We start from the raw sequence: 13,832 nt of genomic DNA, 5'->3' as shown, positions 1-13,832 counted from the left end.
ACATCTCTCGCCCGGCGGGGCCGGTGGGTGATGGTAGGGAAAACCCCAATATCCATCCCGGGTGGCTCGGCCTAGCGTGTGCTTCGTTTGAATCCGAAGACGCATGTGGAGGCACGTGTCATGCCCACCGCCCCCGTCCCGGCCATTGAGGCGGTGCAGGGTTTCGTACCGCGCCGGTCGGTCGCCATCGAGGAGGTGGCCGACCGGATGGGGATCAACCGGCACCAGCTCCGGCTGTTCCAGCGCGTCCACGGACTGGCACGGCTGCCCATGGACCCCGACCTCGACCTGATCGACCTGCTGAGCACCCCGGCCCGGGCGCTCGTCCCCACCGCGGCCGACCGGGACCGGATCCGCTACCTGATCTACGCGCACACCGCGCCGGACGTCGCTCCCGCGCACGTCAGCACGGCTCAGGAGCTCTGCCGCAGGCTGGACCTGCCGAAGGCCGAGGCGTTCGCGGTCACCCAGCAGAACTGCGCGAGCGGGCTCGCCGCCGTCGACGTCGCCGTACAGCTCCTGCTGGCGGACGGTGACGCGGAGGCGCGCGCCCTCGTCGTGACCGGTGAGAAGCCGACCTCGCGGATCTTCTCCGTGATCCCCAACACGACGCTGATGGGGGAGGGGTCGGCCGCCTGCCTGGTCGGCGTGGGCGGCGCCGGCCGGCGCATCAGGTCGTACGCGGTGCGGACGCGCGGCGAATACGCGCAGCTGTACCGGCCGCAGCCCGACGTGCTCGCGGATTTCTTCACCTCCTACACGCCGACCGTTGTGGAGATCCTTCGCCAGGCCGTTCACGAGGCGGGCCTGAGGCCGGAGGAGATAACGATGATCGTGCCGCACAACGTGAACAACTCGTCGTGGCGGAGCGTAATCCGCGAACTGGGTTTCGGGGTCGAGCGAATTTATCTCGACAACGTTCCCCGGCTCGGCCACTGTTTCGGATCGGACCCATTCATCAATCTCGCCAGCATGCGTGACGAGGGCCGGCTGCGCGACGACGGCGTGTATCTGCTCGCCGCCGTCGGCCTGGGCGCGACGTACGCCGCGATGGTGATCGGCGGATAGGGGCAACGCTGTGACACGTGAGAGCACCGACTACCTCCGGCGGCTCAAGACCGCGCTGACCGGGGATCCGGCCACGCCGCTGGCCTTCCTGTGCAACTTCGAGGTGGAGACCCAGTGGGCGCGCCACCACATCGGCCTGCCGGCGCCGGCGGCGGCGCCGACGGAAGTGGTCCAGCGGATGGAGGAGCTCGGCCTCCTGCTCGCCGGGCCCGGCGACGTCATCCTCGTCAAGAACGCGCCCGACCAGGGTTACCTCCGCTACCTCGGCGAGGATCTCGGGATCGGCCTTCCGGCGGTGCTCGTGCCGGAGACGACGACCGGGGACAGGTCGACCGCGGAGGACCTGCTGAACTCACCGCAGGCGCTCGACCGGCTGAGCGCCCTCGGCCGGCGGGGCGCCCGGCTCATCCCCATGGGAACCTCGGAGTTCGAGGAGAAGCTGGCGGTCTCCGCCCAGGTGCCGCTGGCCGTGCCGGACGCCGCGACGTTCGAGCGGGTGAACAGCAAGATCTACAGCCGCCGCATCACCGAGGAGCTCGGGCTGCCCCCCGTGCCGGGATGGTGCTGCGAGACGCTCGGCGAGCTGCGGCACGCGCTCGCCCAGGCCGCCGGCCTCCCGGGACCGGTGGTGGTCAAGGACGCGTACGGCGTCTCCGGCAAGGGGCTGGTCGTGCTCGACACCGCGGCGAAGGCCGACCGGCTGGTGCGCATCCTGGAGCGGCGCGCGGCCCGCACCGGCGACGACCGCGTCGCGCTGGTGGTCGAGCACTGGATCCCCAAGCGCGCCGACCTCAACTACCAGATCACCGTCGACCGCCGTGGCGGCGTGCGGCTCGACTTCGTCAAGCAGGCGCTGACCGAGCGCGGCGTCCACCAGGGGCACCTCATGCCCGCGGACCTGAACGACGACCAGCACGCGCTGCTGCGCCGCGCCGCCGAGGAGGTGGGCGGCCGGCTGGCCGCCGACGGGTTCTTCGGGGTGGCGGGCATCGACGCCATCGTCGCGGACGACGAACGGGTCCACCCCGTCCTGGAGATCAACGCCAGGTTCAACATGTCGACCTACCAGGGCGGGATGACCGAGCGCTTCCACGCCCCCGGTCACGTCGCCCTCGCCCGGCACTACCCGGTGCGGTCCGCGGCGCCGCTCGTCTTCGACGACCTGCGCCGGGTCCTCGGCCCGCTGCTGTTCCCGGCGTCCGGCGGCCGGTTGATCGTCACCTGCTTCGGCACGGTGAACATCGGCGCCGGCAACGCCGGTACCGGTGACGGCACGCCGCACCAGGGCCGGCTCTACACCCTGCTCACCGCTCCTGACCACGACCGGCTGACCGCGCTCGACAGGGCCGTCCAGGCCGCTCTCGCCGGCGTGATCCAGCCCAGGGAGGACTCATGACCGACGCGTACGCCGTGCAGGGCATTCCGGTCGCCGATCTCGCCGACCGGTTCGGCACCCCTCTGTACATCTACGACGCCGATGTGCTGACCGACGCCTACACGGAGCTCCGGCGGCGCCTGCATCCCGCCGTCGACATCTTCTACTCGGCCAAGGCCAACCCGAACGTCAGCGTCTGCTCCGTCATGCGGTCGCTCGGCGCCGGCCTCGAGGTGTCCTCGATGGCGGAGCTCGCGACGGCGCGGTGGGCCGGCGCGGCGCCGGACGACGTCATCTTCCTCGGGCCGGGCAAGTCCGAGGGCGAGCTCCGGGCCTGCCTGGAGGACGGCATCGCGGCCGTGGTCTGCGAGTCGCTCGAAGAACTGGCCGCGCTCGACCGGCTCGGCCGGCCCGGGACCCGCGTCCTGCTGCGGGTCAACCCGGCGTTCACCACCAAGGGGGCCCGCCTGTCGATGGGCGGCAAGCCCCGGCAGTTCGGCATCGACCACGAGCTGCTGCTGGAGAGCGCGCCGGCGCTGCGCGCGCTGCGCAACGTGCGCGTCGCCGGGATCCACGCGTACATGGGCACCCGCATCCTCGACGAGGACGGCGTCGTCCAGAACACCGCCGGCATCCTCGCCGCCGCGCGCGAGCTGAGCGCCACGCTCGGCTTCCCGCTCGAAACCGTCGACATCGGCGGGGGCCTCGGCATCGCGTACTTCGAGAACGAGAAGGACCTCGACATCGACCGGCTGACCGACGGGGTCAACGCGGTCGTCGGGGAGTTCGCCGCGGAACACCCGGACTGCCGGGTGATCATGGAACTCGGCCGCTACCTCGCGGGCCGCTCCGGCACGTACGTCGTCCGGGCCAGGTACGTGAAGCAGTCGAAGGGGGAGTGGTTCGTCGTCACCGACGGCGGGATGAACCACCACATGGCCGCCGTCGGGGTGGGCAGCTTCGTCAAGCGCAACTTCCCCATCCGGTCGATCGACCACCCCGGGGAGCTCGCCGACCGCCGCTACACCATCACCGGCCCGCTGTGCACCCCCGACGACGTGCTCGGCCGCAAGGTGGCCCTGCCCGAGGTGCGGCCCGGCGACCTGATCGGGGTCGAGCGCTCGGGCGCCTACGGGCCCACGTCGTCCCCGGTGCTGTTCCTCAGCCACGGATACCCGGCCGAGGTCCTCGTCTCCGGCGGCGCCGCGCATCTCGTCCGGCACCGCGACACCGTCGAGGACCTGCTGGGCAGGCAGGTCCTCGTCGACCGGCCGGGCCCGGCCGCCGGGCCCGCGGCGGAGCCGACCGCCGTACAGCCCGTCGCACAGCCCGTCGCACAGCCCGTCGCGCAGTGAACAGTCCCACAGTGAGAAGGGAAGACCGGCAATGAACCGATCCGAGATAGTGGCAGCGGTCGTCCGGGCCGTCGGCGAGGTGCTCCAGCGGGACGTGCCCGACGTGACGGAGGACACCCGGCTGTTCGACGACCTTCAGCTCGACTCCACGTCGATCCTCGAACTGCTCATGGCCGTGGAGGACACGATGGTCGTCGAGATCGACCCCGAGGGTCTCGACATGGACAGCTTCCGCACCATCGGCACCCTGGTCGACTACCTCCAGGGGCTCGTGGACCTCGTCTCCACCGGCAACGCCGGCTGACGCACCGTCATGGCCCTGTCACTGGAGACCGCGGTCGCCTACGTGCCGCGCACCACCCGTCCGTGCCACTTCGAACCCGACATCGCCGAGTTCAACGAGGGTGTGCTCGCCCCGTACGGGATGCGTTTCGACACGTCGTTCGCGGCGGGCGGGAGCAACGCGACCTTCCTGGAGCTCGCCGAGGGGGTGCTGCGGGCGGCCCCCGGCCCGCTGCCCGGTCCGGACCTGCTGATCGTCGCGTACGCGCTGCCCGACCCGCACGCGCCGGAGAAGACCCTGGCGGCGCACCTCGGTCACGTGCTCGGTGGCCGGTCCATGAGTTTCGCGGTCTCCGAGCAGGGGCTCGGCGCACCGTTCACGGCACTGCGGATCGCCGGCGCCTATCTGCGGTCCGGGCGTTGCCACAGCGCCGCCGTGCTGGTCGTCGAGCAGACGACGTATCCCTACCCGGAGCCGTTCGTCCAGGACGGCGACCTGGTGGACTCGGCGGTGCTGCTGGTGCTCGGCGGCGCGGGCGGCTGGGAACTGGCCGGGCTCGCCTCGGCGGGGCCGCACCGGGCTCTCGCCGCCCTGCTCGACGAGCCGCCCGGGCTGCCGGAGGGCTCCGATCCCGGGGACCGGCTGGTGGTGACCGGTTCGTGGGCCGACGCCGCCGAGACGGGTCCGGCCGGGCCGAAGGCCCACCAGGCGCCGCCCGGCTCCTACTGCACCGGGGTCTGGCTGGAGTTCGCCAGGCACCACGTCGAATGGGGCGCCGCCTACCGGACGATCGTGCTCGGCGACACCGATCCGCGCACCGGGATCAGCCACGTCGCCACGTTCACCCGCCGCGAGGCCGCCACCGGGGGAGAGCGCCGATGACCACAGCCGTTCTCGGGAGCTACCCGCCCCTGCTCGACGCCCTGCACGCCGACGTGACGTCCGGCGGGTTCGTCGCCTCGCCGTCCGGATGCGTCCTCGCCTCGGCGGAGGCGCTCGGCGTGGCCGGGCCGGGCAGGTTCAGCCGTTTCGGGCTCGCGTGCGTGCCCGCGTCCGCCGGCAGCGCCCGCGACGACGCGACGGCCGCCCGGTTCGCCGAGGGCCTGCTCGCGCTGCAGCACACCGTGCTCCGCCGGACGCTGGCGCACACGATCACCCGCCTGGGCGAACGGGTCAGCGAGGGCACCAGCCTGCTGGCGCGGCCGCAGCTCCAGGCAGACCTGGCCGACGTCGCGATGGAGTTGCAGGAGGAGGCGGCGGAACCGGAGGAGGAGACCGGCCGAGACGTCCGCTGGGCCCGCCACCAGCGCCTTACCTGCACCGGCCGGGTCCTGCTCCGCCTCCTGGGCGGATACGGCATGCTCGCCGAGGGGCCCGGCGCCGACCTCTACCTGGCCGAGGTGGCGGGGAACGTCTACCTCCAGCCCGGCCCGGACCACCGCGTACGGCTGGAGACGGAGGACCACCATGCCTGAGACCGCGCCGTACGCCCTGGACACGCGCGGCGAGCGGATGGACGCGCTCGAACAGTACTTCCGGGAGGCCGCGCGGGAACTGCGCGAACCGGGCGCGGAGCTCGACGCCGATCCGGACGCCATCCACCGGTTCCTCCACCTGCCCGCCGTACGGCTCCAGCAGCACATGCTCACCCCGGCGCGGTTCGCCCGCCACGACGACCTCCTGCCGTCCTTCGTGCCCGCGGAGGCCTCGTGCGCCGAGTGGATCCTCGCGGCGGAGTGGCTCGCGTACGGCGATCCGGGCATGACGCTGGCCAGCCCGGGGCCCGCCCTGTCGACGGTGGTCCTGCGGGCCCTGGCCGACGAGGCGCAGCAGGACTGGTTCTTCGGCCGGACCTCCGACTGGCCCACGTGGGCCTTCTTCGCGCTGACCGAACCGGAGAAGGGCTCGGCGGCGACCGAGCTCACGGCCCGCCTGGACCCCGATCCCTCCGGCGACGGATGGGTGCTGAGCGGCGAGAAGATGTACATCGGCAACGGCGCGCACGCGCGGGTCGGTGTGGTGTTCTGCCGCCGGGCCTCGGGACCGTGGGGCATCGAGGCCGTCATGGTGGACACCGGTGACCCCGGATTCCACGCCGAGACGCTCCCGATCATCGGGTTGCGCGGGGCGCGGATCAGCCGGCTGCGCTTCGACGGGATGCGCATCCCGCCCGAGCGGGTGCTCGGCCGCCACCGGCCGCGCAGCCGGCGCGGGCTGCAGGGGGCGCTGCAGGCCATGCTGTGGTTCCGGCCCAGCGTCGCCGCGTTCGCCCTGGGCGTGGGCCGGGCGGCCTGCGACTATGTGCTGGAACAGCGGCCCGCGCTCGCCGGCGCGGACCGCGCCGAGGTCGACGGCACGATCGACCGGCTGAACCGGCTGCGCCGCCTCCTCCGCGACGTCGCGGCGGAGATCGACGCCGGGTCGCCCAACACGTTCCGGGTCAGCGGCGTCAAGATGCGCGCCGCGCGCCTCGCCGAGGACGCCACCCTGCTGGCGGCCCGGCTGCTCGGCCCGGCGTCGCTGGTCGAGCATCCCCGGCTGGACAAGCTGTACCGGGACGTGCGGGCCTTCGAGTTCATGGAGGGCACCGGCAACATCCACCGCCGCGGCGTCTTCCAGGGGCTGTTGCGGGACGACTATTTCACATCGCGAGACCGGGACGTCCGCCCCGGACGTGTGGTCGAAGGGGTGGTCTGATGCGTGTCGGTGTCGACCTGATGTCCATCGGTGAACTGGACCGGCTGCGCGCCCGCCGCTGGTTCGACGACTACGCGTTCGCCCCGGCGGAACTCGCGGCGGCCAAGGGCCTGTCGGAGGAGCGCGGCAGGGAGTTCCTGGCCGGCCGGTTCGCCGCCAAGGAGGCCGTGCTCAAGGTGTTCCGGATGGGGCTCTTCCAGGGCGTCGCGCCCCGCGAGATCGTGGTCGCCCGCGCCTTCTCCGGAGCCCCCGAGGTCACGCTGGAGGGCGCCGCCCGCACGGCCGCCGACGCCGCCGGCGTCCGCGGCGTCGACGTCTCCATCACACACAAGGGTGACCTGGTCGTCGCCGTCGCGGCGGCCTGGTCGTGAGCACATCAGGAGCGGCCGTGCCCATCATCCAGGCCACCGGGCTTACCCGCACGTTCACCGTCGGCGGCAGGACGGTCGAGGCCGTCCGGGGCGTCGACTTCGAGGTCCGTCCCGGCGAGATCATCGGATTCCTGGGGCCGAACGGCGCCGGGAAGACCACCACCCTGCGCATCCTGACCACGATGCTCAAGCCCACCTCGGGCCGGGCGACCGTCGTCGGCGTCGACGTGGACGCCGACCCGGCCGGCGTCCGCCGCCGCATCGGCTACGTGGCGCAGGCCGGCGGCACCGACGGCAACTGCCGGGTGGCCGAGGAACTGATCCTCCAGGCGCGGCTGTACGGGATCGGCAAACAGGACGCGGAGCGCCGGGCCGCCGACCTGTGCGAGCGTCTCGACCTCACCGGCCTCGCGGACCGGCCGATCCGTACGCTGTCGGGCGGCCAGCGGCGGCGCACCGACATCGCCCTCGGACTCGTCCACGAGCCGCCGCTGGTCTTCCTGGACGAGCCGTCCGTGGGCCTGGACCCGCAGAGCCGCAGCGACCTGTGGACGCACATCCGCCGCCTGCGCGACGAACACGGCACCACGGTCTTCCTCACGACGCACTACCTCGACGAGGCCGACTCCCTCTGTGACCGGATCCTGGTGATGAACCACGGGCGGGTCATCGCGGAGGGCACCCCCGACGCCCTCAAGCGCCGGATCTCCGGCGACGTGGTCAGCCTGACCCTCGGCGGCGACGCCGACCACGCGAAGGCGGTGCTCGCCGAGTGCCCCGGCCTGGACGAGATCGCCGTCTCCGGGCAGACCGTACGGCTGACCGCGCGCGGCGGCGAGCAGGCGCTCGTCTGGCTGATGCGCACGGCGGACCAGGCCGGCCTCGACCTGCGATCCGTCAACATCGCCCGGCCGACGCTGGACGACGTCTTCCTCGCCCTGACCGGATCCTCGCTGAACGAGAACCACTCGTGATCCCGGCGCGGCGGCGGCCCCGACCTTAGAGGAGCGTGCATGTCCCTCATATCCGAGAGTTCGCTGATCTTCGTCAGGCAGATGCGGCTGTCGCTGCGCTCCCCGGCGTGGCCGATCATCGGCCTGTTCCAGCCGGCGCTCTACCTGGCCTTCCTCGGCCCGCTGCTGGTCAGCGTGGCCGGGGCCGGGGTCGACGGGCTGCCGGCCGGGGCTGCGTGGCGTTTCTTCGTGCCCGGCCTGCTGATCCAGCTCGGCCTGTTCGGCCCCCTGTTCGCCGGCCTGTCCATCATCGCCGACCTGCGCTCGGGCGTGTTCGAGCGGATGCGGGTCACTCCGGTGAGCCGTTTCGCCCTGCTCGCCGGCCGGGTCATGCGGGACACCGTGGTCCTGCTCGTCCAGACGGTGGTCCTGCTCGCCGTGGCGTACGTGTTCGGCCTGCGCGCGCCGCTGGTCGGCCTGCTCCTGATGTTCCTCTTCGTCGCGGCCATCGCGGTCGGGCTGTCCGCCCTGTCACACGGGCTCGGCCTGCTCGTGCGCAATGAGGAGTCGTTCACGCCCCTGCTGAACGTGGCGGCCATCCCGCTGCTGCTCCTCTCCGGGATCCTGCTCCCGATGACCCTCGCGCCCGCGTGGCTCGACGTCATCTCCCGGCTCACGCCGTTCCGTTACATCGTGGACGGCATGCGCACCGCCCTCTACGGCGACTACACCGGTTCGGTCGTCGTGACGGGCGCCGCGGTCGCCGTCGTCACCGCCGTGGTCTGCCTGGTGCTCGGCGCCCGCCTCTTCTCCAGAAGGCACGCGTGAGGACGGCTCCTCATGCGGGGGCGGGTGTCACGGCAGCGCGTCCCCGCGACGGTCGCCGAGCAGTTCCCGCAACCGGCCCACGCGCGGGTCGTCCGACTCCTCGCAGATCGTGAGCGCCTCACGGAGCGCCACCCGGGCGGGGGCCTCCTCGCGGACGTCGCGGTAGACCTCGCCGAGGTGGAGCAGCGTGGTCGCCGCGCCGTGCCGGTCGCCCAGCTCACGGCGCACCTGGAGCGCGGCGCGCAGGAGATCGACGGCGCGGTCGCCGCATCGGAGGGTCTGGTAGGCCACGCCCATCGTGTCGAGCACGCGCGCCTCGCCGTTCCGGTCACCGAGCTTGGTGAACACGGCGAGCGCGTCGGAGAGGAACCGGAGGGCCTGGTCGATCTGACCGATCCGCAGATAGGTCTCGCCGATCCGGCCGAGCGCGGTGGCCGTCTCGCGCGCGCCGCCGATCTCACGGCTCAGGGCGAGGGCCTCGCGCAACCGGACGAGCGCGGTCGCCGTACGGCCGAACGTGCGGCAGATGTCGCCGAGATCGTTCAGGGAGGCGCACTCGGCCGCGCGGTCGCCCACGCGCCGCCAGATCACGAGAGCCTGCTCGCAGCACTCCAGCGCCTCGTCGAGACTGCCCAGGTCACGGTGGACCGCGGCGAGACCGTCCAGCATCCAGGCCTCGCCCACCTCGTCCTTGCCGTCCCGCGCGGCGGTCAGACCGGCCTGGTACGCCGAGACCCATTCGGCCCACGGCTTGCGCAGGACGAAGTAGCTCCCCCCGGCGTCGGCCAGCCGCCAGGCGAGGACGGTGTGGCCCGTCCCGGCGGCGTGCCGTACGACGGCGGCCAGGTTGGCGCGCTCGGCGTCGAACCAGTCGAGCGCCTCGGCATAGCCGGCGAACGTGCTCGGCCGCTCGCCGGGAGGGCCGGACTCCGCGCGGCGGCGCAGGGGATCGATCCGGCGGCCGGCGGCGTCCGCGGTGTGCAGATACCACCCGAGCAGCCGGCGTACGGCCGCGGACCGGTCCTCCGCGGACTCGTCGGCCTCGGCGCACTCGGCGGCGTACAACCGGACCAGGTCGTGGAAGCGGTACCGCCCGGAGTCGGCCTCCTCCAGCAGGTGGACGGCGGCCAGCGCCTCCAGCAGGCGCTGCGCCTGGGAGCGGCCGGTCCCGGCCAGCGCGGCGGCCGCCGGAACGCCGAGGTCGGCGCCGCGGTGCAGGCCGAGCAGCCGGAACATGCGGGCGGCGTCCGGCGGCAGCGCCCGGTAGGACCAGGAGAACACCGAGCGGACCGTGGTCGCCTCGTCCTCGGTGGTGGCCAGCAGGTTCAACCGCTCGCGGGTGACCGCGAGCTCGGTGGCGAGGGCCGCCAGCCGCACCGACGGCCGTGCCTGCGCCCGTTCGGCCGCGATGCGAAGCGCCAGCGGAAGATAACCGCACCTCCTGGCGATCTCCGCCGCGGCCTCGGGCTCCTCCGCGACGCGACGGTCGCCGATGGCCTCCCCGAGCTGCGTCAGCGCCTCGTACTCCGGCAGCGGCGCGAGCACGAGGCGTGCGGCGCCGTCCCTGGCGACCAGGCCGGACAACCGGCTGCGGCTGGTCACCACCAGCCGGCATCCGGCCGAGCCCGGGATCAGCGGGCGCACCTGGTCGGACGTCGCCGCGTTGTCGACGACGATCAGGACGCGCCTGCCGTCCAGCAGGGTGCGCAGCCGGGCCGCGCGCGGCTCGAGACCGGCCGGTATGGACGCGGGGGAGCAGCCGAGGTCGCGGAGGAAGCGGGCGAGCACCTCGGCGGGCTCGGCGGGAGCGCCGGTCGGATCGAAGCCGCGCAGATCCGCGAACAGGCACCCGTCGGGAAACCGGGGGGCGGCGCGGTGGGACCAGTACAGCGCCGTCGCGGTCTTGCCCACACCGGCCGGGCCGGAGACGACCACCATCTGATGGCTCCGCCGGGCGTCGTCGAGTTCGGCCAGCGCGGCCGCGCGACCGGCGAAGGCGCGGGGGGCGGCCGGAAGCTGCGCGGGACGCCGGAACCCGTCCTGGTGCCGGCGGCGCGCCGGCACCAGCCCGGCGAGGGCTCCCTCGGCCCGGAGCACCTCGTCACAGCGTCTGGCCACCAGCGGCGTCGGCGGGCGTTCGCCCGTCTCGATCCTGCTCAGGTAGCCCTTGCTGTAGTGGGTCAACGCCGAGAGCGACGCCAGCGAAAGGCCGCGTTCCCTGCGTAGATCCCGGAGTGCGACTCCGAACGACGCGTTCTCCATCGAAACCCCAGATGCGGCGAACGTCGGACCGCCGTGACGCGCGGTGCCTCCGGGACGTCGCCCCCTCCGGACCTCCTCTCGGCACACCTCGTCCCGCGCGATCATGTGGCCCCGTGCCGCGTCCAGCCGGTGTACGAGAAGGCCATCTCGCGATCTATCGACTATTCAAGCACTAATTGCCTCAATTGCCATATAGGCATCGTTTGTGCCAGTTTCGGACTGTATGTTTCTGATTTACGGCTCCACCGCAGATTCGATTGCTTGCTTGTAGTGCTGCCGAATCGCCCTGTGTCATCTACGGGAGTGAGCTTCGAATCGGTCATGTTCCGGAGTTTCGGTCGCGGAGGACGCGACGGCCGCCCCAGGGCGCGCTACGCCGGTTCCCTGAGGGCCGGCCCTGCCGCGGCCCGCTTGTGGGTGACGGGACGGCGCCGGGCCGGCATGCCGAGCGTCGGGTTGGCGACGCCCCAGGCGGCGCCCTTGCAGACCAGTTCCTTGTAGAGGGCGGCGAGCCGCCCGGTCAGGGCCGCCGGCACGGCTCGGTCGTCGGCGGTGACGAACTGGATCAGACCGTCCCTGCGGCCCAGCGAGACGCACTGGTTGAAGTAGCGGATCGACACGTGGGGAAGCTTGCCGCCGGTCAGGCGAGCCGCGATCGCGTCGGCCGCCTGCCAGGCGCTCGGGGTGCCCGAGGCGCACGACATCCGCAGCGGCTTGTTCCCGGGGCCCATCGCCATGGCCGCGTCGCCGACGGCGTACACGTCTGGGTGCGAGACCGAGCGCAGCGTCCCGTCGACCACGATCTGTCCGGTTTCGCTGACCTCCAGGGTGGTCGCCTGCGCGATCGGGTGGACCGCGAACCCGGTGGCCCACACGGTGACCGCGGCCGGGACGGCCGTGCCGTCGGCGGCGACGACGCGGTCGGCCTCGACGGAGCCGACGGTGAAGTGCTCGTGGACGGTGATCCCGAGCCTGCCGAAGACCTTCCGCAGATGCTCGCGGCCCTTGGGCGAGAGCCAGTCGCCGAGGCCGTCTCGCGCGGCGAGGGCGACGCGGAGGTCCGGGCGAGCCTCGGCGATCTCGGTCGCGGCCTCCACACCGGTGAGGCCTCCGCCGACGACGACCACGGTCTGCCCGGCGCCGAGGCGGGCCAGGCGCTCGCGCAGCCGCAGCGCGCCGGGACGACCGGCGATCTCGTACGCGTGCTCGGCGGTTCCCGGGACGCCCTGGGGATTCCAGCCGCTGCCGAGGGCGTAGACGAGCGTGTCGTAGGCGAGTTCTCCGTCGCCGTCCGCGCCGGTGACGGCGACGGTCCTGCGGTCGGCGTCGACGCCGGTGACCTTCGCGACCCTCACCTCGACGCCGGTGCCCGCGAACATCTCGGCGAACGGCCGGGGCTTGAGGCGCTGGCCGGTCGCCAGCTGGTGCATCCGGACGCGTTCGACGAAGTCGGGCTCGGCGTTGACGAGGGTGATGGCGACGTCCTCGCGGCGGAGCCGCTTGGCGAGGCGTCCGGCGGCGATGGCTCCGGCGTATCCGGCGCCGAGGACGACGATGCGGTGCTGCATGTCCTTGCTCCTGTCGTGTGGTGATCTGCCCCTTGAACCGGGCAGCGCGCCGTTTGCTGACAGGAACGCGATGTGAAGCACCTCACACCGGGTTCAGAAGGCGGTGGCCAGCGGCTTCCCGTGGTCGGTGAGCGCCCAGAGCGCCGTGGCGCGTTCGAGCTTGTCGGGATTGACCTGGTTGCGGCACGCGGCGATGCCCTCGGCGGTGACCTCCAGGCACATGACGCCGACGACCCGGCCGTCCACGACGGCCACGACGGCAGGATCGCCGTTGGCGATCGACGCGTAGAGTCCGGGCGCGCCGCCGGCGAGGGCGCGCTTGGCCTCGCCGGGCCTGAACAGGCCGCGCAGGAACTTCGCGACCGCGATGGCGCCCTCGAACGCCTTGGCCCGGGCGGGGACCTTCCCGCCGCCGTCGCCGATGGAGACGGCGTCCTCGGTGAGCAGGCGTACGAGCGGCTCGATCCGGCCGCTGGCGGCGGCCGCGAGGAACTCCTCGACGATCCGCCGGGCGGCGGCCTGGTCGATCTCGGCGCGGGCCCTGCCGTCCGCGACGTGCTTCCTGGCGCGGTGGAAGATCTGCTGGCTGGCGGCCTCGGTGATGTCGAGGATCTCGGCGATGTCCCGGTGCGGGTAGCCGAAGGCCTCCCGCAGCACGTACACGGCCCGCTCGCTGGGGGAGAGGCGCTCCATGAGGGTGAGGACCGCGTACGAGACCGACTCGCGCTGCTCGGCGGTGTCGGCCGGGCCGAGCATCGGGTCTCCGGCGAGCAGCGGCTCCGGCAGCCACTGGCCCACATAGGTCTCGCGGCGCGCCCGTGCGGAGGTGAGCAGGTTGAGGCACAGGTTGGTGAGGACCTTCGTCAGCCAGGCCTCGGGCACCTCGACGTGGTCGACGTCGGCGGCCTGCCAGCGCAGGAACGTCTCCTGCACGGCGTCCTCGGCCTCCCCGGCGGAGCCGAGAAGCCGGTAGGCGATGGCCTCCAGGCGCGGCCTGGCCGCCTCGAACCGGTCGACGTCGCTCGCGGTCAAGGGCATGCCCCGATCCTAGGTCGCCGATCCGCCGCCCCTG

At 72.7% G+C, this 13,832-nt stretch carries 13 protein-coding genes; 10 read left to right on the top strand and 3 right to left on the bottom strand.

What is annotated here, in order from left to right; translation table 11 throughout:
• Positions 1-120 precede the first annotated feature (120 nt).
• Genes HHX33_RS22680 through HHX33_RS22635 form a run of 10 tightly spaced genes read left to right on the top strand, consistent with a single transcriptional unit; the run spans position 121 to position 8,930 of the window.
• Complete coding sequence (locus HHX33_RS22680) at positions 121-1,068, top strand: ketoacyl-ACP synthase III family protein (protein WP_138462464.1); 948 nt, start codon at positions 121-123, stop codon at positions 1,066-1,068.
• Between the two features lie 10 nt (positions 1,069-1,078).
• Positions 1,079-2,464 (top strand): ATP-grasp domain-containing protein, encoded by a 1,386-nt coding sequence (locus HHX33_RS22675; protein WP_111701599.1) that lies wholly within the window; start codon positions 1,079-1,081, stop codon positions 2,462-2,464.
• Entirely contained in the window at positions 2,461-3,798 is a 1,338-nt protein-coding gene (locus HHX33_RS22670) for a type III PLP-dependent enzyme (protein WP_182876384.1), read from the top strand. The genes HHX33_RS22675 and HHX33_RS22670 overlap by 4 nt, the downstream gene beginning before the upstream one ends.
• Before the next feature lie 31 nt (positions 3,799-3,829).
• On the top strand, positions 3,830-4,102 hold the full coding sequence (locus HHX33_RS22665) for an acyl carrier protein (protein WP_111701597.1): 273 nt from the start codon (positions 3,830-3,832) through the stop codon (positions 4,100-4,102).
• A gap of 9 nt (positions 4,103-4,111) precedes the next feature.
• Positions 4,112-4,963 (top strand): hypothetical protein, encoded by an 852-nt coding sequence (locus HHX33_RS22660; protein WP_182876383.1) that lies wholly within the window; start codon positions 4,112-4,114, stop codon positions 4,961-4,963.
• Positions 4,960-5,556, top strand: a complete 597-nt coding sequence (locus tag HHX33_RS22655; protein ID WP_182876382.1) for a hypothetical protein — start codon at positions 4,960-4,962, stop codon at positions 5,554-5,556. Before HHX33_RS22660 ends, HHX33_RS22655 begins: the two co-directional genes overlap by 4 nt.
• The gene (locus HHX33_RS22650) at positions 5,549-6,778 is read left to right on the top strand and encodes an acyl-CoA dehydrogenase family protein (RefSeq protein WP_220499449.1); all 1,230 of its coding nucleotides are present in this window, start codon (positions 5,549-5,551) and stop codon (positions 6,776-6,778) included. The genes HHX33_RS22655 and HHX33_RS22650 overlap by 8 nt, the downstream gene beginning before the upstream one ends.
• Positions 6,778-7,149 carry a holo-ACP synthase gene (locus HHX33_RS22645; protein ID WP_111701594.1) on the top strand — a complete coding sequence of 124 codons (372 nt, stop codon included), beginning with the start codon at positions 6,778-6,780 and terminating at the stop codon, positions 7,147-7,149. The genes HHX33_RS22650 and HHX33_RS22645 overlap by 1 nt, the downstream gene beginning before the upstream one ends.
• 23 nt (positions 7,150-7,172) lie before the next feature.
• On the top strand, positions 7,173-8,123 hold the full coding sequence (locus tag HHX33_RS22640; protein WP_182876468.1) for an ABC transporter ATP-binding protein: 951 nt from the start codon (positions 7,173-7,175) through the stop codon (positions 8,121-8,123).
• 39 nt (positions 8,124-8,162) lie between these two features.
• Positions 8,163-8,930 carry an ABC transporter permease gene (locus HHX33_RS22635; RefSeq protein WP_111701593.1) on the top strand — a complete coding sequence of 256 codons (768 nt, stop codon included), beginning with the start codon at positions 8,163-8,165 and terminating at the stop codon, positions 8,928-8,930.
• A 27-nt stretch (positions 8,931-8,957) separates the two neighbouring features.
• Here the strand turns inward: HHX33_RS22635 and HHX33_RS22630 are convergent, their stop codons facing one another.
• The 3 genes from HHX33_RS22630 to sigJ form a co-directional block, all read right to left on the bottom strand.
• Complete coding sequence (locus HHX33_RS22630; protein WP_182876381.1) at positions 8,958-11,192, bottom strand: ATP-binding protein; 2,235 nt, start codon at positions 11,190-11,192, stop codon at positions 8,958-8,960.
• A gap of 371 nt (positions 11,193-11,563) precedes the next feature.
• Complete coding sequence (locus HHX33_RS22625) at positions 11,564-12,760, bottom strand: NAD(P)/FAD-dependent oxidoreductase (RefSeq protein ID WP_182876380.1); 1,197 nt, start codon at positions 12,758-12,760, stop codon at positions 11,564-11,566.
• A gap of 93 nt (positions 12,761-12,853) precedes the next feature.
• Positions 12,854-13,798, bottom strand: coding sequence for an RNA polymerase sigma factor SigJ (gene sigJ / locus HHX33_RS22620; RefSeq protein WP_182876379.1), 945 nt, complete (start codon positions 13,796-13,798; stop codon positions 12,854-12,856).
• Positions 13,799-13,832 lie beyond the last annotated feature (34 nt).

Source organism: Microbispora sp. H10670, from assembly GCF_014161385.1.
GTDB classification, from domain to species: Bacteria; Actinomycetota; Actinomycetes; order Streptosporangiales; family Streptosporangiaceae; genus Microbispora; species Microbispora triticiradicis.
The sequence above is the reverse complement of the archived record's forward strand: the minus strand, read 5'-3'. Positions and strand labels throughout refer to the sequence as shown.